This window comes from Enterobacter chengduensis, from assembly GCF_001984825.2.
GTDB classification, from domain to species: Bacteria; Pseudomonadota; Gammaproteobacteria; order Enterobacterales; family Enterobacteriaceae; genus Enterobacter; species Enterobacter chengduensis.
The window spans coordinates 2,411,849-2,438,470 of record NZ_CP043318.1 but is presented as its reverse complement, the minus strand read 5'-3'; the positions used below and the strand labels follow the sequence as shown (position 1 = coordinate 2,438,470).

The window sequence follows — 26,622 nt, the reverse complement described above, 5'->3', positions numbered from 1 at the left end:
TCATGAGTAACGTTCAAACAATCAACATTGCGCTGATCGGGTATGGATTTGTGGGTAAAACCTTCCATGCTCCGTTGATCCAGTCCGTGGACGGGATTAGGCTGGCCGTGGTCTCTTCACGTGATGAAGAGAAGGTGAAACGCGATCTGCCGGACGTCCAGGTGGTGGCGACGCCGGAGGAGGCCATCCAGCATCCTGATGTTGACCTGGTGGTGATCGCCTCCCCTAACGCCACGCACGCCCCGCTGGCGACGCTGGCCCTGAACGCGGGTAAACACGTGGTTGTGGATAAGCCTTTTACCCTCGACATGCGGGAAGCCCGCGACCTGATTGCGCTGGCGGACGAAAAGCAGCTTCTGCTCTCCGTATTCCATAACCGCCGCTGGGACAGCGATTTCCTCGGCATTAAGCAGATCGTTGAGCAAGGCTCGCTCGGCAAGGTTAAACATCTGGAGTCGCATATTGACCGCTTCCGCCCGGAAGTGCGCGTGCGCTGGCGCGAACAGAACGTCCCCGGGAGCGGCCTGTGGTTTGACCTGGGCCCTCATCTGATCGACCAGACGCTCCAGCTCTTTGGCCTGCCGCAGTCGGTTCAGGGGAATATCGCGACGCTGCGCGACGGTGCCGAAATTAACGACTGGGCGCACGTGGTCTTAAACTACCCGGAGCACAAGGTCATTCTGCACGCCAGCATGCTGGTGGCGGGTGGCACGGCGCGCTTTACCGTGCACGGGGATAAAGGCAGCGTGGTGAAAGCCAGAATCGACCAGCAGGAAGCGCAGCTGCTTTCAGGGGTGATCCCCGGCAGTGAAGCCTGGGGCGAAGACAGCGACAGTATGGTGTTCTTTGGCGCAGATGGCGCGACGCAGACGATCCCGACCCCGAAAGGCGATCAGCGCCAGTATTACATCAGCGTGCGTGATGCGTTACGCGGGGAAATCGCCAATCCGGTCCACCCTGTCGAGGCGTTAGCGGTGATGGCCGTGCTGGAAGCGGCGGTGAAGTCCTCGGAGACGGGGTCAACCCAGGCGCTGGCGCTAACGGCCGAAGAGCGCGCTTTGCTGGGTTAAAAAACAAGCCGGGTGGCGGCTACGCCTTACCCGGCCTACGATGTCAATGTAGGTCGGGTAAGCGCAGCGCCACCCGGCAAGCGTTAATGACTACGAACGCTTTTTCGGCATCATGCGCAGAAGGGTATTATCTTTCCAGAAATAGTGATGCATCAGCGCCGCCGCCGCGTGCAGGCCAATCACAAAATAGCCCAGGTTTGCCAGCGTCTCGTGCCACTCCTTCAGCGTATCAACCAGGTCAAAATTGGACTCCGCCGCGTGCGGCATCGTCAGCCCGAAAGCAAACCAGTCGCTGCCCCGGTTATACATCATCACAATGCCAATCAGCGGCAGCGCAATAAACAGCAGGTAAACGACCAGATGCCCCAGATGGGACATCCCCGTCACCATCGCTTTTGGCTTCGGCTGAATCGGGGGCGCGCGGAATTTCAGGCGAACCAGCAGACGCGTCACCATCAGCACCAGGATACTGATGCCGCAGGAGACGTGGATCATGTTGATCAAGGGACGCGCGGTGCGCGGGAAGAGACCTTTGAACTCCATGGCGCAGTAGGCGACGATGATTAACAGAAACACCAGCCAGTGGATGCCGATTTGCAGGCTTGTATATTTAGTGCGCATGTGATTTCTCGATAAAAAACAGTTACCGAGCCAACATAATCTCCTTTCCTTAAAAATTCATTAACTTTTCTGTATGGTTTTTCAAATACTTCCCCACGCATGAAGCATCTTCAATTGCCGCCCCGCCCGTGATGGTCTAAGCCTGGATGAGTTCAAACTGTCGCATCGACACGTTTACAGGAGAGCACCATGAGTAAAATTGGCATTAACGGATTTGGACGCATTGGACGCCTCGTACTTCGTCGCCTTCTTGAAACCCAGGACAGCAATACCGTCGTCGCCATCAACGACCTCACCTCACCGAAAGTGCTGGCCTACCTGCTCAGGCATGATTCCAACTACGGCGGCTTCCCGTGGAGCGTGGATTTCACCGAGGATGCGCTGATCGTTGACGGCAAAACCATTGCGGTCTACGCCGAAAAAGAGGCGAAGCATATTCCGTGGAAAACGGCGGGCGTGGATATCGTCGTGGAGTGCACCGGCTTCTATACCTCTGAAGAGAAATCACGGGCGCACCTGGACGCTGGCGCGAAGAAAGTGCTGATCTCGGCACCCGCGGGCGACATGAAAACCATCGTCTACAGCGTGAATGACGATACCCTTGACGCCAGTGATACGATTATTTCCGTCGCATCCTGTACGACCAACTGCCTTGCCCCGCTGGCGAAAGCCCTGAACGATGCGTTTGAAATAAAAGTAGGCACCATGACCACCATTCACGCCTATACCGGTACCCAGGCGCTGGTGGATGGCCCGCGCGGGAAAGACCTTCGCGCCTCGCGGGCGGCGGCAGAAAATATCATTCCGCACACTACCGGCGCCGCCAAAGCCATCGGTCTGGTGATCCCTGCGCTCAGCGGCAAGCTGAAAGGCCACGCGCAGCGCGTGCCGGTGAAAACGGGTTCGGTAACCGAGCTGGTGGCGATTCTGGGCAAGAAGGTCACCGTTGAGGAGATCAACGCCGCGCTGAAAAAGGCGACGCAGGGGAATAAATCGTTCGGCTATACCGATGATGAAATCGTGTCGTCAGACGTGATTGGCTCGCACTATGGTTCGGTATTTGACGCCACGCAGACGGAGGTGTCAGAAGCGGGAGAGCTTCAGCTGGTGAAGGCCGTCGCGTGGTATGACAACGAATATGGATTTGTGACGCAGCTGGTGCGGACGCTGGATAAGTTTGCGGCGCTGTGAAATGCCCCCCTCACCCTAACCCTCTCTCCAAAGGGGCGAGGGGATTGCGCCGTGCTTAGGTTATCTCTCGCGCCACCTTCAGGACCGGATCCTGCTGCAGCTGTTTCCATGCGGCGGTGACGGCCTCGGGGAATTCAACGTGCGCGATAAAATCCCGCCCGGCCGGGCCATAGCCGTTCTCATCATCGTACAGACGCGGCAGTTCCCCCATCACCAGCGAAAGGTAACGCTCAACGGGCCACAGTCCGGCGTTGCCCTCGCTGAATTCCACGCCCTCTTTTCCGTTTTGCAGCGTCGGCGTAAACCCTGGATGGCTGACCCACTGCGGTGAAACGGGCTCATCGCGACACACGCGGGCAAACGTCGCCACCGTGCGGCGCTGCATCGTCGGATCCTGCACCACCAGCATTCGTCCACCTGTTCTCCGGTACTGTTTCAGCATGTTCCAGCTAAAGCGGGCGTTTTCTCCGCAGTTGGTGGAGCGATCTTCAATCCACAGGCGCGCCTCGGGGATCTGCCAGAACGCCCGGGCAATATCGGCAAGAATGCTCGCTTCCGCCCGCCCGGTGACCGGTAGAGCGTGGTAACGCGGGTGTTTGCGGATCGCTTCATATAAAAACGTGGTCGAATGGCCGATGCCGCCGCTAATCAGCAGCGGTACCTGCTTTTCTGCCGCAATACGGCACGCCGCGTCAATGGTCGGGATAACGGCGTTTCCAGCCAGAATGACCGCATCGACGTCCGACTGCTGGCTACTGCCGCTTAGATCGTCCTGCGCCAGCCATTCACCAATAGTATTGATGGCCGCCAGGGTGGCATCCGGCAGGATGGGGAAATGGGTCTGCTCCATGATGAACTCCTTCTCTGTATTTCTTCAGGGTAACGACTTCAGTTTCTCAACACAACGGCGACGTCCGGCCGCTCTTTTTCCTTAAACTGACCTTCAACATTTGATTAACATGCGTAAATCATATTCACTTGAATTATCATTTGCGGCAGACGTAGAATCGCTAGCCCGCTAATTATTCAATTATTTCTAAGGTAAACGACGTTATGCGCCTGCCCGAACGCGATCCTTATGCTCCTCGCGAGTGGCAGCCACATGAGAAACCCGCCCTGCTGGGTTCGCCCTCCACGCCCGAGCACAGTACGCCAAAACGTATTGCCTACGGCGTGGTTGGCCTGCTGGTGTGCCTGACGGGGGCGCTGGGAAATGCGGTGGTCACCGCCAATCTGCAAAACCTGCAGGGGACCTTCGGGGCCTGGTCGACCGAAATCGCCTGGCTGCCCGCGGTCTATGTCATGACCAACATCTCCATCAACCTGCTGCTGGTCAAGTTCCGCCAGCAGTACGGTCTGCGCGCCTTCACGGAAGGTTTTCTGGTGCTGTACGTGCTGGTCACCTTCTTCCACCTGTTCGTGAACGATCTCAGTTCGGCGCTGATGGTTCGCGCCGCGCACGGGATGGTGGCCGCCGCGCTCAGCTCGCTGGGGATTTACTATCAGATCCAGGCGTGGCCTGCGAAGCACCGCCTGAAGGCGCTCACCATCGGGATTACCGGGTCGTCGCTCGCCATTCCGCTGGCGCGACTGTTTTCGACCGAGCTGCTGCAGCTGGACGAGTGGCGCGGGCTCTATTTCTTCGAACTGGGGCTGGCGCTGATCTCCCTGGCCTGCGTGATAGCCTTAAAACTGCCGCCGGGCGACCGGCGCAAGGTCTTCGAGAAAAAAGACTTTATCACCTTCTTTTTAATGGCACCCGGAATGGCCCTGCTTTGCGCCGTGCTCTCGTTAGGCCGCCTTGACTGGTGGTTCGAGGCGCCGTGGATCGGCTGGTCGCTGGCGCTCTCGCTGGTGCTGATCGTGGCGGCCATCGTCTTTGAGCATAACCGCGCCAACCCGCTGCTGAATACCCGCTGGCTGTCGAGCGGCAGCATCGTCCGTCTGGGGCTGATCATGCTGCTGATCCGTATCGTGCTGGCAGAGCAAAACACCGGCGTCATCGGCTGGCTGCAGTACGTGGGGTTGCAGAACGAGCAGATGACGCACCTGGCGTGGTCCATTTTTGCCGGGATCGTCTGCGGGATCGTCACCAGCTGTCTGACCATCAAGCCCACGAAGCTGGCGTGGCCGATTATTACCTCCCTGGCGCTGATGATTGTTGCCTCGCTGCTGGACAGCCAGTCCAATAATCTGACCCGCCCGGACCAGCTGATGGTAAGCCAGTTCCTGCTGGGCTTCGGCAGCGCCTTCTTCCTGGCGCCCGCCATGCTGGCCGCGATTGGCGGGGTGATCGCCGACCCGCGCAACCTGGTCAGCTTCTCGGTGATGTTTGGCATGAGCCAGAACCTCGGCGGCCTGCTGGGATCCGCTATCCTCGGCACCTTCCAGACCTGGCGCGAGAAGTACCACTCCAGCCTGCTGGCGGACCAGCTCACCACGCTCAACCCGCTGGTCAACGAGCGCATACAGCTTTATACCCAGATGTATAAAAGCCTGATTGGCGACAGTTCGCTGCTGGGCACGCAGGCGATTACGCAGCTGCAAACGGTGACCGCGCTGGAGGCGAATATTCTGGCCTACAACGATACTTATCTGCTGACGGCGAGCATCGCTGCCGCCACGCTGGTCTGGATTTTATGGCGCTTGCTGCGCCTGCGCATTACTGCCCGTATGGCGCTGAAGAACGCCACCGGCAACAAATAATTGAAATATTTCTGGAGAGTTTATGAGTCAGCAGGATGCCGCCAAAGAGCAGGCCAACACCCGCAAAAATGTGCGCATTGTTTCCGTTTTCACCGCCGCCGCCATCGGTATTGTCGGCGTGCTGGCGATCCTCTATGCGTGGCAGCTGCCGCCGTTCACCCGCCACGCGCAGTTTACCGATAACGCCTACGTGCGCGGGCAAACGACGTTTATCAGCCCGCAGGTAAATGGCTATATCACGGAGGTCCATGTTCAGGACTTTGTGCAGGTCAAAAAAGGCGACCTGCTGCTGCAGATTGATGACCGTATCTATCGTCAGCGCGTGCATCAGGCCGAGGCGCAGCTGGCGATGAAAATTGCCGCGCTCAATAACAACTTGCAGCAGCGCAAAAGCGCCGAAGCGACCATTGCCAAAAATGACGCCGTGCTCAAAAACGCCCGCGCGCAAAGCCTGAAAACCCAGGCGGATTTAAAGCGGGTAAAAGACCTGACGGCTGACGGCTCGCTTTCCATTCGCGAACGCGACGCGGCGCTGGCCAGTGCCGCCCAGGGCAGCGCCGATATCGACCAGGCCAAGGCGACGCTTGAGATGTCGCGTCAGGATCTGCAGACGGTAATCGTCAATCGCGGCGCGCTGGAGGCGGACGTTGAAAACGCCAAAGCCGCGCTGGAGCTGGCGCAGATTGATCTGCAAAACACCCGCATTGTGGCGCCGCGTGACGGCCAGCTCGGCCAGATCGCCGTGCGTCTTGGTGCCTATGTGACCGCCGGAACCCATCTCACGACTCTGGTTCCCCCTCAGCACTGGGTTATCGCCAATATTAAAGAGACCCAGCTCGCGGAGCTGCGCGTCGGTCAACCGGTGAAGTTCACCGTCGATGCCCTGAACGACAGGGCGTATCAGGGCCGCGTGGAGAGCATCTCTCCCGCAACCGGCGTCGAGTTCAGCGCCATCACGCCGGACAACGCCACCGGCAACTTTGTCAAAATCGCCCAGCGTATTCCGGTGCGCATTGAGGTGCTCGGCAAGCCAGAAGATTCCGCGCTGCTGCGTCCGGGCATGTCGGTGCAGGTGACCATCGATACGCGGGAGGCGAAGTAATGATCCTGCGCCCGATAGCCGCGCTGGTCGTGGCGGTGCTGCTTGCCGGATGCCAGTCCGTCGACGTCAAGCCGGCGCAGCCGACGCTGCACATCCCCACCCAGTGGCGAGCCGACGCCGGGCCTGCCAGCCCGACGGAGCAGCTCTGGTGGCGCAACTTCCACGACAATCATCTCAACCGCTATGTGGACCAGGCGCTACGGCACAACAGCGACGTGCTGATCGCCCGGGAACGCATTAACGAGTATCAGGCCCGGGTGTTTGCGGCCGACGGCAGCCTGTTTCCCTCGCTCGACGCGGGCGTCACGGGAACGCGCGCCCGTTCGCAATCCGCCGCGACCGGGCTGCCGGTCTACGGCACGCTGTACAGAGGAAGCCTGACGGCGAGCTACGACGTGGATATCTGGGGCGTCAACCGCAGCACGGCCAATGCCGCCGAAGCCTCGCTGGCGGCGCAAAAAGCCGCCGCCGCCGCCGCGGATTTGACCGTCGCGTCTTCCGTTGCCTCCGGCTATGTCACCCTGCTCTCGCTTGACGAACAGCTGCGCGTGACCGAATCCACGCTGAAATCGCGCGAAGAGGCGTTTAACCTCGCGAAGCGTCAGTTTGAGACGGGCTACACCTCGCGCCTGGAGCTGATGCAGTCGGATTCCGAACTGCGCTCGACGCGGGCGCAGGTGCCGGTGCTGCAGCACCAGATTGCACAGCAGGAGAATGCCCTGAGCCTGCTGCTGGGCAGCAACCCGGGCAACGTGGCGCGCAGCGAAAGCTTTGCGGCGCTTACGCCGCTGGCGCTGCCGTCGCAGCTGCCTTCTACGCTTCTGAACCGTCGGCCGGATATCGTTCAGGCCGAACGCCAACTGCTGGCGGCGGATGCCACGCTTGCCGCGTCGCGCGCCAGCCTGCTGCCGTCGATCAACCTGACCGCCACCGGATCGATTCAGGATCGCACCCTTTCCGGCCTGCTGGACAACCCGCTTCAGCTCTGGAGCGTCGGGGGCAGTATTCTCGCCCCGCTGCTGAACCGCCAGGCGCTGAATGCGCAGGTGGATATTTCCCAGTCCCAGCGAAACCAGGCGCTGTACGCCTATGAAAAAACCGTGCGCAACGCGTTTGCCGAAGTGAACAACAGCCTTGACGCCATTTCGCGCTATCGGGAACAGCTGACCGAGCTGCTTGCCCAGCAGGATGTGGCGCAGGAGACGCTGCGCATTGCGCAGAATCGCTATCGCAACGGCTATTCTTCCTATCTGGACGTGCTGGACGCGCAGCGCACGCTGTTCTCGGTCCAGACCAGCGTGGTGCAGGTGAAAAATAACCTGCTGCTGGCGCAGATTGATTTGTATAAAGCGCTGGGCGGCGGCTGGGAGAGCGCGTGAACCGCCTTGCGCGCTGATCCCCTCACCCCGACCCTCTCCCTCAGGGAGAGAGAAAAATCCAAGGAGTCACTCTATGCAACAACAGTGGTCTGCAGTAGATAATTTCATGATCTCTTCGCTTATTCCTGACGATGACGTGCTGGATCGGGTCCTGGAAAACAACAAGCGCGCCGGGTTGCCCGAGCACGACGTGGCGGCCAATCAGGGGCAGCTGCTGGCGCTGTTAGTGCGCATGACGCAGGCAAAACGCATTCTCGAGATCGGCACGCTGGGCGCGTACAGTTCAATCTGGATGGCGCGCGCCCTGCCGCCGGACGGCAAGCTGATCACGCTCGAGGCCGACCCGAGGCATGCCGACGTGGCGCGTCAGAATATTCACCTCGCGGGGCTGAACGATCGCATTGAACTGATTGAAGGCCCGGCGCTGGGCTCGCTCGAAAATTTCGGTGACGTTCCGCCGTTCGACCTGATCTTTATTGATGCCGATAAGCCCAATAATCCCGGCTATCTGGAATGGGCGCTGCATTACTCCCGCCCCGGCACGGTGATTATCGGCGATAACGTGGTGCGCGAGGGTGAAGTCGTTAACGGGCAAAGCGACGACGCGCGCGTACAGGGCGTGCGGCGTTTTATCGAAATGACTGGAGATAACCCGCGCTTAACCGCCACCGCGCTGCAAACGGTGGGGGTTAAGGGGTGGGATGGGTTTACGCTGGCGATGGTGAACGGGTGAAAAAAGCCAGGTGGCGGCTTCGCCTTACCCGGCCTACATTTCGCCCCGTAGGCCCGGTAAGCGCAGCGCCACCGGGCAAGGCTCTTAGCCGGAAATCTGCTCCATCGCCTGCAGGATACGCTTATCCGAAATCGGATACGGCGTGCCGAGCTGCTGGGCAAAGAAGCTGACGCGCAGCTCCTCGATCATCCAGCGGATCGCCTGCACGTCGTCATCGTCGCGGCGGGCAGGCGGCAGCTTGTTGAGCCACTGCTGCCACGCCTGCTGCACGCTTTCCACTTTCAGCATCTGCGCGCGGTCGCGGTGCGGATCGACCGCCATTTTCTCCAGGCGTTTTTCGATCGCCTGCAGATAGCGCAGCGTATCGCCGAGGCGCTTAAAGCCGTTGCCGGTGACAAAGCCGCGATAGACCAGCCCCGCCATCTGCGCCTTCACGTCCGACAGCCCCAGCGCCATGGTCATATCCACGCGCCCCTTCAGGCGCTTGTTGATATTGAACACGGCGGTCAGGATCTGCTCGACCTGTTTGGCAATCTCCACCACGGTGTCGTTGAGCTCCGCGCGCACCTTCTCATGAAGCTGGGCAAAGCCCTCTTCCGTCCAGACCGGGCCGCCCGCCTCGTGGATCAGCTTGTCCACGCCGCAGGAGATGCAGTCGTCAATCAGATCCAGCACTTTGCCGTACGGGTTAAAGTACAGCCCCAGCTTGGCCTTGTTCGGCAGCTTCTCGTGCAGATACTTGATCGGCGACGGGATGTTGAGCAGCAGCAGGCGACGCAGCCCGCGCCACATCATCTGCTGCTGTTCCTGTGGATTGTCGAACAGCCTGATCGCCACGCTGTCGCGTTCGTCCACCAGCGCGGGCCAGGCTTTCACCTTATAGTTACCGCGCTTCTGCTCGTAGCTTTCCGGAAGCTGTCCAAAGCTCCAGATGTGCAGCCCGCTCTGCTCGATGCCGTCGTCCGCCACGGCGGAGAGGGTTTCCTGCACCTTGCCCTTCAGCGCCTCTTTCAGCTCGCTCAGGGAACGCCCTTCCAGCAGCTTTTTGTTTTTATCATCCACTACGCGGAAGCTGATTTTCAGGTGATCGGGCACCTGATCCCAGTTCCAGTCTTCGCGGTCGATGGTGGTGCCGGTCATGCGGCGGAACTCGCGCTCCAGCGCGTCCAGCAGCGGCAGCTCCAGCGGCGTGACGCGGCCCAAAAACGCTTCCGCGTAATTTGGCGCGGGCACAAAGTTACGGCGCACCGGCTTCGGCAGCGATTTAATCAGCGCTATGATCAGCTCGCGGCGCAGCCCGGGGATCTGCCACTCGAAACCGCTCTCGTCGACCTGGTTTAACAGCGGCAGCGGAATGTGGACGGTCACGCCGTCCGCGTCGGCCCCCGGTTCAAACTGATAGGTCAGGCGCAGCTTGAGGTTGCCCTGATGCCAGAAGTTTGGGTAGTCGAGCTTGCTGACCGACTCCGCCCCCTCCTTAATCAGCATGCTCTTTTCAAAGTTGAGCAGGTCCGGCGTCTCTTTGCTGGCCTTCTTCCACCAGCTGTCGAAGTGGCGGGCGGAAATCACGTCGTGGCTGATCCGCTGGTCGTAAAACTCGAACAGCGCCTCGTCGTCCACCAGAATGTCGCGGCGACGCGATTTATGCTCCAGCTCTTCCACCTCGGCGCGCAGCTTGAGGTTTTCACGGAAGAAGGCGTGGCGGGTCTGCCAGTCGCCCTCCACCAGCGCGTGGCGGATAAACAGCTCGCGGCTGAGCGCCGGATCGATCTGGCTGTAGTTGACCTTGCGCGCGGCCACCACCGGCAGGCCGTAAACGGTCACCTTCTCGGTCGCCATCACCGCGCCCTGCGCGCGCTCCCAGTGCGGTTCACTGTACGACCGTTTTAGCAGGTGCTGCGCCACCGGCTCCACCCATTCCGGATCGATTCGCGCTGCAATGCGCCCCCACAGGCGGCTGGTTTCCACCAGCTCCGCGACCATGGTCCATTTCGGCGGCTTCTTGAACAAGCCGGAACCCGGGAAGATGGAGAAACGGGCGTTACGCGCGCCGGTATACTCCTGCTTTTCGGCGTCCTTCATCCCAATGTGGGACAGCAGGCCGGTCAGCAGCGCGATATGAATCTCGCGGTACTCCGCCGGCTCGCTGTTCACCGGAATACCCAGCTCTTTCACCACCTGGCGCAGCTGGGTGTAGATATCCTGCCACTCGCGCACGCGCAGGTAGTTGAGGAAGTCCACGCGGCACTGGCGGCGGAACTGGTTCGAGGAGAGCGCCTTCTGCTGCTCGCCGAGGTAGTTCCACAGGTTCACGAAGGCGAGGAAATCGGACTCTTTGTCGTGGAAGCGACGGTGCTTTTCATCTGACGCCTGCTGTTTGTCCATCGGACGCTCGCGCGGATCCTGAATGGAGAGCGCCGAGGTAATGATCATCGCCTCGCGCACGCAGCCGTGCTTCTGCGCTTCCAGCACCATGCGCGCCAGGCGCGGGTCGACCGGCAGCTGGCTGAGCTGACGACCCAGCGGCGTCAGCTTGTAGACCGTCGCCTGCTCGTCGGTGGTAATCGCCCCCAGCTCTTCCAGCAGGCGCACGCCGTCCTGAATGTTGCGTTTGTCCGGCGCTTCCACGAACGGGAACGCCGCGATGTCGCCCAGCCCCAGGGCGGTCATCTGCAGGATAACGGACGCCAGGTTGGTGCGCAGAATTTCCGGGTCGGTAAACTCCGGGCGCGACAGGAAATCGTCTTCGGAATAGAGACGAATACAGATCCCTTCCGACACGCGGCCGCAGCGGCCTTTACGCTGGTTGGCGGACGCCTGAGAAACCGGCTCAATCGGCAGCCGCTGCACCTTGGTGCGGTAGCTGTAGCGGCTGATGCGCGCCGTGCCCGGGTCGATCACGTATTTGATCCCCGGTACGGTCAGCGAGGTTTCCGCCACGTTGGTCGCCAGCACGATGCGCCGCCCGCCGTGCGGCTGGAAGACGCGGTTTTGCTCGCTGTTCGACAGACGGGCGTACAGCGGCAGGATCTCCGTATGCCGCAGGTCGCGCTTGCTGAGCGCGTCGGCGGTATCGCGGATTTCGCGCTCGCCGCTCATGAAGATCAGGATGTCGCCCGCACTTTCGTTGCCCAGCTCGTCAACGGCGTCGAAAATGGCCTGCAGCTGGTCGCGCTCGGTATCGTCCGCCTCCTCGACAATCGGGCGATAGCGCACTTCTACCGGGTACGTGCGTCCTGACACCTCGATAATCGGCGCGTTGTTGAAATGCTTTGAGAAGCGTTCCGGGTCGATGGTCGCGGAGGTGATGATGACTTTCAGATCCGGACGACGCGGCAGCAGCTCTTTCAGGTAGCCGAGCAGGAAGTCGATGTTCAGGCTGCGCTCGTGCGCTTCATCGATGATGATGGTGTCGTACTGCATCAGCAGCCTGTCCTGCTGGATTTCCGCCAGCAGAATACCGTCCGTCATCAGCTTGACCATGGTGTTATCGCTAACGTGGTCGCTGAATCGCACCTTGTAACCGATGCAGCCGCCCGGCTCCGTTTGCAGCTCTTCGGCAATACGGTTCGCGACGGTGCGCGCCGCCAGACGACGCGGCTGGGTGTGGCCAATCAGGCCTTTCACCCCGCGCCCCAGCTCCATGCAGATTTTCGGCAGCTGGGTAGTTTTGCCTGAACCGGTTTCCCCCGCGACGATCACCACCTGGTGGTCGCGGACGGCCTCAAGGATGTCCTGCTTTTTCTGGCTGACGGGCAGGTTTTCCGGGTAGGTAATCGCCGGACGCGCGGCTTCGCGCAGCACAACCTTCCCTGCCGCCTGTTCAATCTCTTTCGCCATCTCCTGGTAAATGGCCTGTTGTGCATCAGGATTTTTAACCTTCTTCACGCCGTGCAGACGGCGGGCAAAGCGCTGTTTGTCGCGCAGCGTCAGGGCATCAAGCTGTTGCAGGAGCATCGGGAAGGTTAATTTTTGTTGTTCTGTCATAGCGTTAATGGGCAGTGCTCTGCCGGGTAAAATCTCTTTTTAATGATTGCTATAGAGTACCACATTGACGCTTTCCGCGCCTTATTCAAAAAATTCGAACATAGGCTTCGATATATTGCGCTATCTCTGTGGCAGGATTGTGAATAGAGTGTCAACAAGCAACGGGGCAACCCCCTTCAATCAAATGCAAAACAGGAATCACCCATGAGCAAAGTATTAGTTTTGAAATCCAGTATTCTGGCAGGGTACTCTCAGTCTGGTCAGCTGTCTGATTATTTCGTTGAGCAGTGGCGTGAACAGCATTCCGCTGACGAAATCACCGTGCGTGACCTGGCGGCGAACCCAATTCCTGTGCTGGACGGTGAACTGGTTGGCGCCCTGCGTCCAAGCGATGCGCCGCTGAGCCCGCGTCAGCAGGAAGCCCTGGCCCTGTCCGACGAGCTGATTGCTGAGCTGCAGGCGCACGACGTTATCGTGATCAACGCCCCGATGTACAACTTCAACATCCCTACCCAGCTGAAGAACTACTTCGACCTGGTGGCGCGCGCGGGCGTAACCTTCCGCTACACCGAGAACGGCCCTGAAGGCCTGGTGAAAGGCAAGCGTGCGATCGTGCTGACCAGCCGCGGCGGTATCCATAAAGATACCCCAACCGACCTGGTTGCGCCGTACCTGAGCCTGTTCCTTGGCTTCATCGGCATCACTGACGTGAACTTCGTGTTCGCGGAAGGCATCGCTTACGGTCCTGAAGTGGCGACCAAAGCGCAGACCGACGCGAAAGCCGCGATCGACAGCCTGGTTGCTGCCTAAGATTTCCCCCTCTCACCGCCCGGTGGGAGGGTTTTTCTTTTCTCCGCATTTCGTTATCATCCGCTCCCACTCTCCAGCCGGGCGGCCTGATGTCTGCAATTATTGATTCTTTTATTGCCCCACCGTGTCACGACGACATTGAGATCCTCTGGCAGGATGAACATCTGCTGCTGATCGATAAGCCTTCCGGCCTGCTTAGTCTTTCGGGTAAAAATCCGCAAAACCTCGACTCCGTCCACTATCGTCTGGTCCAGACCTTCCCGGGCTGCACGCTAGTGCATCGTCTCGATTTCGGCACGTCCGGTTTGATGGTGGTTGCGCGCAATAAGGCCATCAACGCCGCGCTCTGCCAGCAGTTCAGCCAGCGCAGCGTGGAGAAAGGCTACAGCGCCCTGCTTTGCGGGCATCTGGAAAACGATGAGGGAGTCATAGACGCGCCCATAGCCAAAGACCCGACGCTGTTCCCGCTGATGTCGATCTGCGCCATTAACGGTAAACCCGCCCGCTCTCGCTATCGGGTGGTGGAGCGGTTTTATCAGGAGACGGGACTGCCGTTAACGCGGGTGGAACTGACGCCGGAGACCGGGCGAACCCATCAGCTGCGCATTCACTGCCAGCAGCTGGGGCACCCTATTCTGGGCTGCGATCTGTATGGCGGTCTTGACGCGCCCGGGGCTGAGGGAGCGCCCCGTCTGATGCTGCATGCCTGCGAGTTGAATTTTATTCATCCCGTAAGCGGTGAGCCGGTGAACGCCCGCCACGCCGCCCCGTTCTGAATAGGGTTTACCACATCAAATCGTCAGGGATTTTGAAGTCCGCGTACGGATCGTCTTCGTCCTGCTCTTCCTGGCTGAGCGCGCTGTTTAACACGATGCTGTCGGCATCGCGCTGGGCAATTTTATCCGCCACCACCGCCGGAATGATCGCGTATTCGCAGTCGCCGTTGGCATTCAGCACCAGGCGCGCAATCGCCAGACGACCGTTGATCAGCTGAGCCTGAGTTTGCTTGTCGACGTCGATTTTTTTGATCAGATTGCCGTCGGTGAAGTTAAAGGTGATGTTGCCTTTCGCCACGGTGATGCGGTTCATCTCAATCAGCTGCTTCACCTGTGCCTTAAACTCTTTCGCCAGCACGGCCTGCTTCTGCTGCTCGCTCAGCAGCCTGTCACGCTCGATCTGCGCCTTCTTGTTCTCTTCTACCGCTTCCCGAGCCTCACGCGCCTGAACGCGTGATTTCTTTGCCGTGCGCTGCACTTTCGCCGCTTTCTTGCTGCTGACGAGGCCCGCTTTCAGCATCTGCTCTTGTAAGGTGAGTTTTGTCATGATCGTTTCTAAACCGGTTGGAAATTTTGGGGATTATAGCGGGAATTGAACAGAAATAAAAAAATGCCAATCCTCTACAGCTGGTTAACGGCGACGGCAAAGCACATATTGCAGACACAGTGCGAGCTTCGCCCGGCGGCGCTGCGCTTGCACGGGCCTACAAACAACGCTGAACCGTAGGCCGGGTAAGCGCAGCGCCACCCGGCAAGAAGGCAGCGACACGCGAGTATCACGCTTCATGAACTTCGCTCATGTTGCATTGAAATTAAGTCACTTCCCCTGCGCCGCGGGCTCAGGCATAAATTATGCATTGGTAACTTCTTAGCAACATGAACTTAGGATGCATAACCACAATGAGCAATACTTTCACATATACCCTAAAGCGCAGTTGCTTCGATGAGAATTACAACCCGTCAGAAAATACGCGTACCACCACCAACTTTGCCAACCTGGCGCGCGGCGAGAAACGGCAGGAAAACCTGCGCAACACGCTGGTGATGATCAACAACCGCTTCAACGCCTTAGCAAGTTGGGATAACCCCAACGCCGATCGCTACGCGGTTGAGCTTGAAATCATCTCTGTCGATTTAAACATTGGTACGGAAAAGCCGTTCCCGACCATTGAGGTATTGCAGACGTACATCGTCGACAAAAAAAACAACCAGCGTATCCCCGGCATCGTCGGGAATAACTTCTCGTCTTACGTGCGGGACTATGATTTCAGCGTCCTGCTGCTGGAGCACAACAAGAACCAGCCGCACTTCAGCATTCCGGAAAAGTTTGGCGAACTGCACGGCAATATTTTCCGCCATTTTGTCAATTCACCGGAATACAAAGAGAACTTCAGAAAAGGCCCGGTGATTTGCCTGAGCGTCTCCAGCAAGGATACCTATCGCCGCACCGGCAATCGGCACCCTGTGCTGGGCATTGAGTATCAGCCGGACGGCGAGTCATTAACGGAACTGTACTTCGCGAAGATGGGCCTGAAGGTGCGCTATTTCATGCCGGAAAACAGCGTGGCGCCGTTCGCGTTCTTCTTTACCGGAGACTTGCTGAGCGACTACACCGATCTGGAACTGATTGCCACCATCAGCACGATGGAGACGTTCCAGAAAATCTATCGCCCGGAAATTTATAACGCCAACTCGGCGGCGGGACTGAACTACCGACCGGATCTAAACCAGCAGGATCACTCCCTAACCAAAATTGTTTATGACCGGGAAGAGCGAAGCCGGCTGGCGATTGAGCAGGGTCGATTTACCGAAGCGTACTTCATTAAGCCTTACCAACACATTCTTGAGCAGTGGTCTGATAACTACACGCTTTAATACATCAAAAAAGGTCTTTTATTATGAAAACATTGCTCCCGACTTCAACGGCTGGCAGCCTGCCTAAGCCGACCTGGCTTGCGCAACCTGAAACGCTGTGGTCCCCGTGGAAATTACAGGATCAGGAACTGCTGGCGGGTAAACAGGATGCCCTGCGCCTGTCTCTGGACGAGCAGATCCGTGCGGGAATCGATATCGTCAGCGACGGCGAGCAGACCCGCCAGCACTTCGTGACCACCTTTATTGAACACCTGAGCGGCGTGGATTTTGAGAATCGCCAGACCGTGCGCATTCGTAACCGCTATGACGCCAGCGTGCCGACCGTAGTCTCCGCCGTCGCGCGCCAGAAGCCGGTCTTCGTCGACGATGCAAAGTACCTGCGCCAGCTGACGGACAAGCCCATCAAGTGGGCTCTTCCGGGGCCGATGACCATGATCGACACCCTTTACGACGCGCACTACAAAAGCCGCGAAAAGCTGGCCTGGGAGTTTGCCAAAATTCTCAACCAGGAAGCGCGTGAGCTAGAGGCCGCAGGCGTCGATATTATCCAGTTTGATGAACCGGCGTTTAACGTCTTTTTTGACGAGGTCAACGACTGGGGCATCGCCGCGCTGGAGCGCGCCATTGTAGGGCTGAAGTGCGAAACCGCCGTACACATCTGCTACGGCTACGGCATCAAGGCCAATACCGACTGGAAAAAAACGCTCGGCTCAGAGTGGCGACAGTACGAAGAGGCCTTCCCTAAGCTGCAGACCTCTAACATCGACATCATCTCCCTGGAGTGCCACAACTCCCGCGTGCCGATGGATCTGCTGGAGCTGATCCGCGGTAAAAAAGTGATGGTCGGCGCGATTGACGTGGCAACCAACGCCGATGAAACCCCGGAGGAAGTGGCCGATACGCTGCGAAAAGCGCTGCAGTTTGTGGATGCGGATAAGCTTTACCCGTCAACCAACTGCGGCATGGCTCCGCTTTCACGTCAGGTCGCGAACGGCAAGCTGAAAGCGCTTAGCGCCGGGGCCGAGATTATTCGCAAAGAGCTCGGGGCGTAATTTCTTACGTTTGCCAGTACGGCGGCGTACCAAAGCGCTCGACGTAGTAATCAATCACCGCCCTGACGTTCAGGGGCGGATGACGCGCATTCGGGTAGATCGCCGCGATGGTCTGCGGCTCCGTGTTGATCCCACATTCATGCTCCGGCAAGAGCGACACAAGCTCGCCGCTTTTTAGCCTTTCACTTACCAGCCAGTCAGGAAACAGCACGATCCCCATTCCGCCCAGCGCGGCAACCAGCAGCGTTTCAGCATTGTTGGACGTCATCAGCGGCGCAACGGGGTAGTGAACCCACGCCTCATTTTTGCGGCGAATCAGCCAGCGGTTAGGCCCGGACGATCCGCGATAGACAAGGCAGCGATGATGCGCCAGGTCCTCCGGCCTGTCCGGCGCGCCGTGCTGTTGCAGATAGGACGGCGACGCCGCCAGATGATAAAACTGTCGCCCAAGCACCCGCGCGTGAAACGAGGAGTCCGTCAGCGTGCCGATGCGGAACAGTACGTCGGCGGCATCCCGGTGGGGATCGATAAAATCATCGGTGAGCGTCAAATCAAGGTTAAGCCGGGGGTAACGCGCCGAAAGCCCCGCCAGGCCAGGGGCAACGTGACGCTGCCCAAAAAATACCGGGCAGTTAATGCGAATCAGGCCGGTGGGCTCGATAGATCGCTCATCCAGCTCCCGGCGCGCCTCCTCAAGACTTCCCGCCATCGTTCGGGCATAGCGGATAAAAAGATGGCCGCTTTCCGTCGGGATCACGGCCCGCGTATTGCGATAAAAAAGCTGCTGGCCAATCGCGTCCTCAAGCTGGTGGATCACTCGTGATACCTGCGACGCGGAGATCCCTTCCCGCCGCGCAACCACGGAGAAATTCTGCGATTCATAAACCGCGTTGAAAATCAGCAGCGCGCGAATACTGATATTTCCGGCATCGATCATTAATGCATTTCCTGCAAAGGTGTTTCCTGCATTATGGCATTTTTCTCACTGTTGATACGCCGTATTCTTCGTCGCCTGAACAACAAGAGAGCATGTGTTATGCAAATTATTTTGATTTTACTGGTGGTTGCAGGCGGGATGGGCCTCTCCGTCGAGGCGGGACTGCTGGGGCCGCTGGGAGGAAAAGTTGGGGACTTATGGGCGACCTTCAGCATTTTTGGCGTCGGCGCCGCGCTGACGTTTCTGCTGATGCTGTTTTTCAGCCCGCGCAACAGCCCGTCGTTTTTCGCCCAGCCGGGCTGGCAGCTGCTCGGCGGGGTGCTCGGTCCGGTATACGTGGTCATCCTGACCGTGGCGACTCCCGCCATCGGCATCGCCATGACCATGATTGGCATTCTGGCAGGCCAGGTCTTTAAAAGCCTGATCATTGACCACTACGGCCTGCTGGGTACGCCGCACAGGAAGATCAACGGGAAGCGCATTATTGCGCTGGGGTTCATCATTGCGGCACTGGTTCTGGTCGCGCAGGGGTAACGTATGACATTGATTATGATTCTTCTGGCCGTCTGCGGCGGCGCGACGCTGAGCATTCAGGCCGTCATTAACGGCCAGCTCGGCAACAGCGTGGGCGTGTTTAAAAGCGCGTTTCTGACCTTTTCCGTCGGCGCGCTGGTGACCGCCCTGCTCATTTTCTTCTTTGAACCTAAGCAGGCGGCCACGCTGCTGGACGTGCCGAAATGGCAGCTCCTCGGGGCGATGTTTGGCGTGCCCTATATCGTGATTATGGTGCTTGCCGTACAGCGCATCGGGACCGCCGTCGCCACGGTGGCGGTGATCTTCGGCCAGCTCACCATGAGCATGCTGATTGATAACTTTGGCTGGCTGGGTAATGCGGCCATTCCCTTTTCGCCGAGCCGTCTGGGGGCGGTGGTCTGCCTGGGGATTGCGCTTGTCTTTATATACTCGGGTAGCAAATCCAGTGCCGACAGGGCATGACATGATATCCTCGGGTTGAACGTAGGCACGACACTGTTCCCTCGCCCCTTTGGGGTGTACAGTCCGGGGACATAGTGAACACTTGTTCGGGGACATGGTAGACACTTACAACTAAGGCATAAGAACCCGTTTATGGAGTCGCTTATGCCGTGGGATGCGAGAGATACCATGTCATTACGTACCGAGTTTGTTTTGTTCGCCTCGCAGGACGGGGCGAACATCCGTTCCCTCTGCCGCCGCTACGGCATTTCACCTGCTACCGGCTACAAGTGGCTTCAGCGCTGGGCTGTCGAGGGCGAACCCGGCCTGCAGGACCGCCCCCGCACGCCGCATCATTCCCCCAACCGCTCGTCTGACGACGTCACCGCCCTGCTGCGCATGGCCCATGACCGTCATGAACGCTGGGGCGCCCGCAAGATTAAGCGCTGGCTGGAAGACCAGGGACACCGTATGCCTGCCTTCAGCACTGTCCATAACCTGATGGCCCGTCACGGCCTGCTGCCCGGCACGGCTCCGGGTATTCCGGCCACCGGACGGTTCGAACATGACGCCCCGAACCGGCTCTGGCAGATGGATTTTAAGGGGCACTTCCCCTTTGGCGGCGGCCGCTGCCATCCGCTCACCCTGCTCGACGACCACTCCCGTTTTTCCCTGTGCCTCACACACTGTACCGATGAACGGCGTGAGACCGTGCAGCAACAGCTGGTCAGCGTCTTTGAACGCTACGGCCTGCCGGACCGGATGACGATGGATAACGGCTCACCGTGGGGCGACACAACCGGCATCTGGACGGCGCTGGAGCTGTGGCTGATGCGTCTGGGTATTAAGGTGGGTCACTCCCGGCCATATCATCCGCAGACGCAGGGCAAGCTGGAGCGTTTTCACCGCAGCCTGAAGGCGGAAGTGCTGCAGGGGAAATGGTTCGCGGACAGCGGCGAGCTGCAGCGTGCCTTTGACCACTGGCGGACGGTCTATAACCTTGAACGCCCGCACGAGGCGCTGGATATGGCGGTCCCGGCCTCACGCTATCAGCCGTCTGGGCGGCAGTACAGCGGCAGCGTGACGCCCCCGGAATACGATGAAGGTGTGCTGGTCAGGAAAGTGGATATCAGCGGGAAGCTGAGCTTACAGGGAGCCAGTCTGAATGCAGGAAAGGCGTTCAGGGGAGAACGGGTGGGGCTGAAGGAGACGCAGGAGGATGGCTGCTATGAAGTGTGGTGGTACAGCACGAAAGTGGGGGTGATCGACCTGAAGAAAAAGTCGATCACCATGGGTAAAGGATGTTAAAAAGTGTTCACCATGTCCCCGAACACCTGTCTACCATGTCCCCGGACCGTACATGGGGAGAGGGTTAGGGTGAGGGGATCGTTCACTGCTCGCATCATCACGCTTTACGAGTAAAGAACAACGTCACCGTGGCGACGGTGACGCCCAGCTTCTTCAGCTCGGTCTTATTAAACAGATGCGTCTCATCCTGCAGGTACATCCAGTCGTCGAACTTCAGCAGCCAGGTGCTGCCGTTGGCCTTCACGTTCATGCTGTAATGCCAGTTAAAGGCGTTGCCTGCGGCCTGCCCCGTGGCAACTCCCTCGATATCCCCCGCCGTTCCTTCGTAGCGATCGTTCCCCAGCCGACGGATATGCCAGACCCGCTGCTGCTTCTCGCCATCGTCGTAGACAAAGTGCTCATTCAGCGTCAGCGTATCGCCGATAACATCCCCGGCAATCTCCACGTGAAAGCGGCGGAGCTGTTTACCGCTGCGATCCTGCACCATGCCCCACGCTTCGGTTTTGCCCTGGAAATAGTGGAAGATATCAAGCCGAGGCTGCTGCTCTTTATACTCGGCCACCTCGGTGCTACAGCCCGCCAGCAGCATCGTCAATGCCAGCGCCATCATCAGAATACGTTTCATTTTTGGCCTCCGATTAACTGCTGACGCAGTTCAGGATATTGCGTGCGGGGATCAAGCCAGATGGCCAGAAAGCGGGTGCTGAACGCCTCTGACTGGCGCGATCCGAGTGGGATAAAGGTTTTTTGGGTCGTCGGCTCGCGATACCAGAACTGCCCCTGCTTATTATTGAGAACAAACGCCAGCTGCGAGCCCGGTCGCACATCCGGCCACAGCGACTCAAGCATCCGCAGCCAGGCTTCACTTTGCGGCTCCTGCGCCAGGATGCCCTGCGCCTGCCACTGGTCGCGGGTCGCCTCAACCAGCTCGCCCCGATCGATGTCGCGCGCGTAGGTAATTATCAGCGCCTGATCCTGATTCTCCCCGCTGTAACGGCCATCCGGCGTGCGCAGCTGAGAGGTATAGACGGTGAACGGTCCCCAGGTGAGCGTGGCGTCGCCCACCTTCCGCCAGGCCAGCCAGTCGGCGGACTGCGCAACGGGAACCACCAGCGCCAGCCAAAACAGCAGAACCGCAGCTCTCATTTTTGTCTCCCCATTAGCAGGTGGAAAAACAGCATTAGCACCAGCCAGCCCGGTGCCATCCAGCTGACGACGATAAAGGTTGGCTCCAGAAACGTAATCCCCCCCAGCCTCTCGCCAAACAGGTAGGCCACCGGCCCGCCCACGGCGGCCAGTAGGGTCAGCAGCCAGCCGGGTAACGTGGTGGTGCGCGTCAGCTGCGTCCAGACCGTGGCGAACATCAGCCACAGCGCCACCATCCATAGCGGCATTACGGACTCGCCCGTGAAGGCAATCAGCCCGGTCAAGGCCCAGAGCGCGTCAAGCAGGCTGCCCGCCGCCGCAAGCCCGAGAGCGTAAAAACGGTACGTTGACGGCAAAAGCAGGCACGCCAGGATCGCCAGCGCGAACCAGGTAATCAGGCCCTTTTCGCGAAAGATAACCACCAGCGCCCAGTAAAGATCGAACGCGACGGCCAGCAGGAAGACCTGAAGATAACGTCTCATACGCGCTCGGCGGTCAGCTGCACCACGCTGATGGTGCGAGCGTTGAACCCGGCTTCGCAGTAGCCAAAGTAGTACAGCCACATCCGGCGGAACCGGTCATCGAAGCCGAGCTTTTCAATCTCCTGCCAGGCGTGGACGAAGCGCTGCCGCCAGTGTGCCAGCGTGCGGGCATAGTCTGGCCCCATGTCGAAGAGGTTGCGCACCACGAAATCGGTGTGGCGCGTCATCAGCTCGTTCATCGCCGTAATGCTCGGCAGGAAGCCGCCGGGAAAAATGTAGCGCTGGATGAAATCGACGCTTTTGCTGTAGTCGCGATAGCGCTGGTCCTGAATGGTAATGGCCTGAATCGCCATCCGACCCCCGGGGCGCAGCCGCGCCTGGCAGGTGCGGAAGAACGTGGGCAAATAGCGTTGCCCCACTGCTTCAATCATCTCTATAGAGACCAGCTTGTCGTACTGGCCGGTGAGGTCGCGATAGTCGCAGAGCAGCACCTCAACCCGGTCCTGCAGCCCGGCGCGGGCGATCCGCTCGGTCGCCCAGTTATATTGCTCCTGCGACAGCGTGGTGGTGGTCACCCGACAGCCGTAGTGACGGGCGGCAAATTCCGCCATCGCCCCCCAGCCGGTGCCGATTTCCAGCAGATGGTCAGTCGGGCCTAGCGCCAGCTGGTCGCACAGACGCGCCATTTTGGCCTGCTGAGCCGCCGTGAGATCCTGCTCATCGGCGGTAAACAGCGCGCTGGAGTAAAGCAGCTCTTCATCCAGAAAGTGGGCATAAAAGGTGTTGCCCAGATCGTAATGGGCGGCAATATTTTCGCGCGCCTGGGCGCGGGAGTTACGCCGCGTCCAGTGGCGTAAACGTTCCAGCGGTCGGCCGAGCAGGCGAAAGCCTTTTTCCAGACGGCCAAGCACGTCGCTATTCAGGGCCAGCAGCTCCAGAAGCGGCGTGAGCTGCGCGGTTTCCCATTCCCCGTCCATCCAGGCTTCTGCCGCAGCAAGGCTCCCGCCCGTCAAGACGCGCCAGTAGACGCCGGGCGTAAGGATCTGCACGTCGGCGTGCAGCCTGGAGGATGTCTCACCAAAATGAAAGGTCTGCGCGCCTTCACGCAGGGTGAGCGAGCCGCCGCGAATGCCGCTTAACAGACGAAACAGCAGCCATCGCGCGATGCGGACGTTGCGCGGGATATCGGGTTCTAGCGCAAAGACGGGATCGGTCATGAGCGTTCACTCCTGCTGACGGGATGGTTATACAGCGGCACGCGCTTGAGCCACAGCCGCAGCGCCTGCCAGTAAATGGCAAAAACGGTTTTCAGGGTCATCAGGGGGATGCGCAGCAGCAGCGAGCGTAGCGCCGGGCGCGTCAACGGCTCCCGACGCAGCGCCAGCGTGGCGTCAAAGACCTTCTCATCCTGATGGTTTTCAATATGCATATGCAGCGTGTTATCGGGGGCGTTAAAGCGCCAGTGATACATCATGTCCATCGGGTTAAAGGGGGAAACGTGAAACGCTTTTTCCGTGGGCTGCGCATCCTGTCCGTTGACGGCATAGTAATGGCGTTGGTTCCACGGCGTGTTACGCACCTCCGCCAGCACCCAGCGCAGCGTTCCCTTCCCGTCGTAGCAGTAGTAAAAGTTGACCGGATTGAAGTGAAAGCCGAAATAGCGCAGCTGCGTCAGAAGCATGACCCGCCCGTCCGTACGCTCGCCGGTCAGGCTCTCCAGCCTGCTCAGCACGTTCTCCTTGAGCGGCGCGCCGAGCGGATAGTCCGCGTCATGGAACGAGGCGGCGGCAAAGCGATTGCGCCGCACCCCGACGGACGGCAGCAGCGCCAGCTCGTCAAGATCAAGCCAGGCCATAAAGACGCTGTAGCTGAATTCGTGGTTTTTCGGCTGGAGGCGGCGGTGGCGCAGTACGCCGTGATAGAGGCAGCTGTTCATTTCAGTTCCCCTCTCCGGCGGCGATGGCATTCACCACGTCCAGCGCGCTGCGCACGCCGTCTTCATGGAAACCGTTGTACCAGTACGCTCCGCAGTACCAGCTCAGCCGGTGACCGTTGATCTCGCCGCGCCGGGCCTGCGCCCGCCAGCTTTGCGGATTAAACAGCGGGTGTTCATAGACAAAGCGCTGCAGAACGAAACGTTCATCCACCGGTGCGTCCGGATTCAGGGTGACGCAGAACAGCGGGCTCCCCTCTGGCAGCCCCTGCAGAATGTTCATGTTGTAAGTCACGCAGGCGCTGGCCTGCTCCCGAGCGCCCAGACGGTAGTTCCAGCTGGCCCACGCGCGCTTGCGCACCGGCAGCCAGCGCGGATCGCTGTGTAACACCACCTCGTTGCGCTGCCAGCCGATATCGCCCAGCACCTCGCGCTCTGCGGGCGTCGGGTCATCAAGCATCGCCAGGGCCTGGGCGGAGTGGCAGGCAAAAATCACCCGATCGAAGGTATGGCTGCCGTTTTCGAGCTGAAGCGTCACGCCGTGCTCGTGGCGGGCCACACGCTGCACCGGCGCGTTGAGGCGCAGCGTAAGCCGGTCCCCCAGCTTGTCGAGCATGGCGCGGATATACTCCCGCGAGCCCCCCGGCACCACGTACCACTGCGGGCGCTGGGTAATATCCAGCAGGCCGTGGTTCTGGAAGAAACGTAAAAAGAGCGGCAGCGGGAAACGCTTCATCTCCTGCAGCGACGACGACCAGATGGCGGCCCCCATCGGCAGAATGTAGTGGCGCGCAAAAAACGGCGTGAAGCCGTGCTGTTGCAAAAACGTCTCCAGCGTGGCGTTAGGGTCGACCTCCCCCTCCAGCGCCCGTTTTGCCAGACGATTGAAGCGGACGATCTCGCCGAGCAGCCGCCAGAATGCCGAATTCACCAGGTTTCGGCGCTGGGCAAACAGCGACGTCAGCGTGTGGCCGTTGTACTCAAGCCCCGTCGCCGGATTGTGCACCGAAAAGCTCATCTGCGTTTTTTGCCCGCTGATGCCCAGCTCGCTGAGCAGGCCCATAAAGCGCGGATAGGTGCGGTCGTTGTAGACGATAAACCCGGTGTCGATCGCATAGTTACCCTGCGGCGTCGATACGTCCACCGTTGCGGTATGGCCGCCCGGCGTGGATCCCGCCTCGAACAGGGTAACCTGATGGTGCCCGGCCAGCCGCCAGGCGCAGGTGAGCCCGGCAATGCCGCTGCCGATAATCGCAATGTTCATGAACGCACCATCCTGCGCAGCAGCGCGCGCTGAAGAGACGCGGGCAGCCCGGAGAGCAGCCGCAAAATGAAGCCAAACCCGGTGGGAAACGCGATATGCATTTTCCCTGCCGCCAGGCCGGTACGGATCGCCTTGACCGCCTCGTCAACGCTCACCCTTCCGGGCATGGCAAAATCGTTTTTTTGCGTCAGCGGCGTGTCAACAAAACCCGGAGAGACCAGCGTGACGGCAATCCCTTTTGGCTCCCAGTCCAGGCGCAGGCTCTCGGCAAACCAGCTCAGCGCCGCTTTGGACGCGCCGTAGGCCTCTGCCCGAGGAAAAGGCAGCCAGTGGGCCATGGAGCTCACCAGCACCACGCGGTTTCCCGCGACCAGCTGCGGCTGCAGCGCCTCAATACAGTTCACCGGGCCGAGGAAATTTGTCGCCATTACCCGCTCCACCAGCGCCGCATCCACCACGCCTCCGTCGAGATATTCGCAGGTACCGGCGCAGAGAATAATCAGATCGGCGTAGCTGCCGGTCAGCGCCTGGCGACAGGCGTCCCTGTCTGTCATATCGAACAGGCGAACGGTGAGGTTGGGACAGGTTTTATGCAGTGCTTCCAGACGCGCCGGATCGCGCCCGCAGGCAATCACATGGTAGCCGTCAGCGGAGAAGGATTTCGCCAGCCCGGCACCGATACCCGAGCTTGCGCCGGTAATCAGTACCGTCTTCATGATTTGACCCTCCGCTTCACGCCGCGAACCGCCCAGCCAAGCAGGGGAAGATGTTCGTAGATCATCTCACCCGCATCGTAGTAGTCGCGCTGGCGCGTGATGAGGTCGTTTTTGGTCTCAACGACCGAACAGCCCGGCAGTTCGAGCGGCTCTCCCCCGGCAATGCGCGGGTGCGACCAGTGCATCACCCAGGTGACGACAAACCGGTTTTCGCCGCACAGTGGGTCATCGATGGTAAAACGGCAATGCTCGACGTTGGCCAGTAAATGGGTGAAATAGCGCTGAAGCGCGAAAATCCCGTCATGCTCGCCGAACGGATCGATAAGCGTGGCGTTCGCATCATAAAGTCCAACCAGCGCGGACGGCGGCTGGCTATCCAGCGCGGCGTAGTAATCAACAAACCGATTCACGACAGAGGGCAACGTGCTCATGGGTCACATCCTGGCTGTATACAACGTGGCGTAATCGCATAATTAAAACTTACACAATTAACGTTATTTGTCCAAGTTTGTGATGACCTATTTTTTATTTTTAATATATATCAATAATTTAAAGTCGT

General features: G+C 59.4%; 26 protein-coding genes. 13 read left to right on the top strand and 13 right to left on the bottom strand.

Going from position 1 to position 26,622, the window contains the following annotated elements; all coding sequences use genetic code 11:
• The first annotated feature begins 2 nt into the window (after positions 1-2).
• Entirely contained in the window at positions 3-1,070 is a 1,068-nt protein-coding gene (locus FY206_RS11990; RefSeq protein ID WP_032640307.1) for an oxidoreductase, read from the top strand.
• A 90-nt stretch (positions 1,071-1,160) separates the two neighbouring features.
• On the opposite strand, the gene cybB is transcribed toward FY206_RS11990, so the two are convergent.
• Positions 1,161-1,691, bottom strand: coding sequence for a cytochrome b561 (gene cybB, locus FY206_RS11985; protein WP_045890302.1), 531 nt, complete (start codon positions 1,689-1,691; stop codon positions 1,161-1,163).
• A 189-nt stretch (positions 1,692-1,880) separates the two neighbouring features.
• On the opposite strand from cybB, the gene gap reads away from it, so the two are divergent.
• Entirely contained in the window at positions 1,881-2,882 is a 1,002-nt protein-coding gene (gap, locus tag FY206_RS11980; RefSeq protein ID WP_032640311.1) for a type I glyceraldehyde-3-phosphate dehydrogenase, read from the top strand.
• 55 nt (positions 2,883-2,937) lie between these two features.
• On the opposite strand, the gene FY206_RS11975 is transcribed toward gap, so the two are convergent.
• The gene (locus tag FY206_RS11975) at positions 2,938-3,732 is read right to left on the bottom strand and encodes a YdcF family protein (protein ID WP_032640313.1); all 795 of its coding nucleotides are present in this window, start codon (positions 3,730-3,732) and stop codon (positions 2,938-2,940) included.
• Positions 3,733-3,935: 203 nt separating this feature from the next.
• Between FY206_RS11975 and FY206_RS11970 the strand changes: the two genes are divergently transcribed.
• The 4 genes from FY206_RS11970 (at position 3,936) to FY206_RS11955 (ending at position 8,802) form a co-directional block, all read left to right on the top strand.
• Positions 3,936-5,588 carry an MFS transporter gene (locus FY206_RS11970; RefSeq protein WP_032640315.1) on the top strand — a complete coding sequence of 551 codons (1,653 nt, stop codon included), beginning with the start codon at positions 3,936-3,938 and terminating at the stop codon, positions 5,586-5,588.
• A 22-nt stretch (positions 5,589-5,610) separates the two neighbouring features.
• Entirely contained in the window at positions 5,611-6,690 is a 1,080-nt protein-coding gene (locus FY206_RS11965; RefSeq protein ID WP_032640317.1) for an HlyD family secretion protein, read from the top strand.
• A complete protein-coding gene (locus tag FY206_RS11960; RefSeq protein ID WP_032640319.1) occupies positions 6,690-8,069 on the top strand; it encodes an efflux transporter outer membrane subunit in 1,380 nt (459 codons plus the stop codon). The genes FY206_RS11965 and FY206_RS11960 overlap by 1 nt, the downstream gene beginning before the upstream one ends.
• A gap of 73 nt (positions 8,070-8,142) precedes the next feature.
• Complete coding sequence (locus tag FY206_RS11955) at positions 8,143-8,802, top strand: O-methyltransferase (RefSeq protein WP_032640321.1); 660 nt, start codon at positions 8,143-8,145, stop codon at positions 8,800-8,802.
• Between the two features lie 84 nt (positions 8,803-8,886).
• On the opposite strand, the gene hrpA is transcribed toward FY206_RS11955, so the two are convergent.
• Positions 8,887-12,789 carry an ATP-dependent RNA helicase HrpA gene (hrpA, locus tag FY206_RS11950; protein WP_032640323.1) on the bottom strand — a complete coding sequence of 1,301 codons (3,903 nt, stop codon included), beginning with the start codon at positions 12,787-12,789 and terminating at the stop codon, positions 8,887-8,889.
• 204 nt (positions 12,790-12,993) lie between these two features.
• Here hrpA and azoR point away from each other — a divergent pair, with 204 nt between their 5' ends.
• Both azoR and FY206_RS11940 read left to right on the top strand, forming a co-directional pair.
• On the top strand, positions 12,994-13,599 hold the full coding sequence (gene azoR, locus FY206_RS11945) for an FMN-dependent NADH-azoreductase (RefSeq protein ID WP_008502313.1): 606 nt from the start codon (positions 12,994-12,996) through the stop codon (positions 13,597-13,599).
• A gap of 89 nt (positions 13,600-13,688) precedes the next feature.
• Positions 13,689-14,375 (top strand): RluA family pseudouridine synthase, encoded by a 687-nt coding sequence (locus FY206_RS11940; protein ID WP_032640325.1) that lies wholly within the window; start codon positions 13,689-13,691, stop codon positions 14,373-14,375.
• Between the two features lie 7 nt (positions 14,376-14,382).
• Here FY206_RS11940 and FY206_RS11935 read toward each other — a convergent pair whose 3' ends face one another.
• Positions 14,383-14,922: a DUF2058 domain-containing protein gene (locus FY206_RS11935; protein ID WP_032640327.1), complete on the bottom strand. Its 540-nt coding sequence runs from the start codon at positions 14,920-14,922 to the stop codon at positions 14,383-14,385.
• A gap of 353 nt (positions 14,923-15,275) precedes the next feature.
• On the opposite strand from FY206_RS11935, the gene FY206_RS11930 reads away from it, so the two are divergent.
• Together FY206_RS11930 and FY206_RS11925 are read left to right on the top strand one after the other, a co-directional pair.
• Entirely contained in the window at positions 15,276-16,250 is a 975-nt protein-coding gene (locus FY206_RS11930; RefSeq protein ID WP_032640328.1) for a DUF1852 domain-containing protein, read from the top strand.
• A 23-nt stretch (positions 16,251-16,273) separates the two neighbouring features.
• The gene (locus FY206_RS11925; RefSeq protein ID WP_032640331.1) at positions 16,274-17,302 is read left to right on the top strand and encodes a methionine synthase; all 1,029 of its coding nucleotides are present in this window, start codon (positions 16,274-16,276) and stop codon (positions 17,300-17,302) included.
• 4 nt (positions 17,303-17,306) lie between these two features.
• Here FY206_RS11925 and FY206_RS11920 read toward each other — a convergent pair whose 3' ends face one another.
• Positions 17,307-18,239 carry a LysR family transcriptional regulator gene (locus tag FY206_RS11920; protein ID WP_032640333.1) on the bottom strand — a complete coding sequence of 311 codons (933 nt, stop codon included), beginning with the start codon at positions 18,237-18,239 and terminating at the stop codon, positions 17,307-17,309.
• Positions 18,240-18,338: 99 nt separating this feature from the next.
• Between FY206_RS11920 and FY206_RS11915 the strand changes: the two genes are divergently transcribed.
• The 3 genes from FY206_RS11915 to FY206_RS11905 all read left to right on the top strand — a co-directional run bounded on the left by FY206_RS11915 (position 18,339) and on the right by FY206_RS11905 (position 20,522).
• Positions 18,339-18,773, top strand: coding sequence for a DMT family transporter (locus tag FY206_RS11915; RefSeq protein ID WP_032640335.1), 435 nt, complete (start codon positions 18,339-18,341; stop codon positions 18,771-18,773).
• A gap of 3 nt (positions 18,774-18,776) precedes the next feature.
• On the top strand, positions 18,777-19,235 hold the full coding sequence (locus FY206_RS11910) for a DMT family transporter (protein WP_032640337.1): 459 nt from the start codon (positions 18,777-18,779) through the stop codon (positions 19,233-19,235).
• Positions 19,236-19,379: 144 nt separating this feature from the next.
• Entirely contained in the window at positions 19,380-20,522 is a 1,143-nt protein-coding gene (locus FY206_RS11905; RefSeq protein ID WP_423751907.1) for an IS481 family transposase, read from the top strand.
• A gap of 97 nt (positions 20,523-20,619) precedes the next feature.
• Here FY206_RS11905 and FY206_RS11900 read toward each other — a convergent pair whose 3' ends face one another.
• The 8 genes from FY206_RS11900 to FY206_RS11865 are packed head-to-tail and all read right to left on the bottom strand — an operon-like array spanning position 20,620 to position 26,494.
• Positions 20,620-21,147 (bottom strand): DUF3833 domain-containing protein, encoded by a 528-nt coding sequence (locus FY206_RS11900; protein WP_032640340.1) that lies wholly within the window; start codon positions 21,145-21,147, stop codon positions 20,620-20,622.
• Positions 21,144-21,668: a hypothetical protein gene (locus FY206_RS11895; protein ID WP_032640343.1), complete on the bottom strand. Its 525-nt coding sequence runs from the start codon at positions 21,666-21,668 to the stop codon at positions 21,144-21,146. Before FY206_RS11895 ends, FY206_RS11900 begins: the two co-directional genes overlap by 4 nt.
• Complete coding sequence (locus tag FY206_RS11890; RefSeq protein ID WP_032640345.1) at positions 21,665-22,150, bottom strand: DUF2878 domain-containing protein; 486 nt, start codon at positions 22,148-22,150, stop codon at positions 21,665-21,667. The genes FY206_RS11895 and FY206_RS11890 overlap by 4 nt, the downstream gene beginning before the upstream one ends.
• The gene (locus FY206_RS11885; RefSeq protein WP_045890299.1) at positions 22,147-23,367 is read right to left on the bottom strand and encodes an SAM-dependent methyltransferase; all 1,221 of its coding nucleotides are present in this window, start codon (positions 23,365-23,367) and stop codon (positions 22,147-22,149) included. The genes FY206_RS11890 and FY206_RS11885 overlap by 4 nt, the downstream gene beginning before the upstream one ends.
• Positions 23,364-24,086 carry a DUF1365 domain-containing protein gene (locus FY206_RS11880; protein ID WP_032640347.1) on the bottom strand — a complete coding sequence of 241 codons (723 nt, stop codon included), beginning with the start codon at positions 24,084-24,086 and terminating at the stop codon, positions 23,364-23,366. Before FY206_RS11880 ends, FY206_RS11885 begins: the two co-directional genes overlap by 4 nt.
• A gap of 1 nt (position 24,087) precedes the next feature.
• Positions 24,088-25,347, bottom strand: coding sequence for an NAD(P)/FAD-dependent oxidoreductase (locus FY206_RS11875; RefSeq protein WP_077064338.1), 1,260 nt, complete (start codon positions 25,345-25,347; stop codon positions 24,088-24,090).
• Entirely contained in the window at positions 25,344-26,063 is a 720-nt protein-coding gene (locus tag FY206_RS11870) for an SDR family NAD(P)-dependent oxidoreductase (RefSeq protein ID WP_032640349.1), read from the bottom strand. Before FY206_RS11870 ends, FY206_RS11875 begins: the two co-directional genes overlap by 4 nt.
• Positions 26,060-26,494: a nuclear transport factor 2 family protein gene (locus FY206_RS11865; protein WP_032640351.1), complete on the bottom strand. Its 435-nt coding sequence runs from the start codon at positions 26,492-26,494 to the stop codon at positions 26,060-26,062. The genes FY206_RS11870 and FY206_RS11865 overlap by 4 nt, the downstream gene beginning before the upstream one ends.
• Positions 26,495-26,622: the final 128 nt, after the last annotated feature.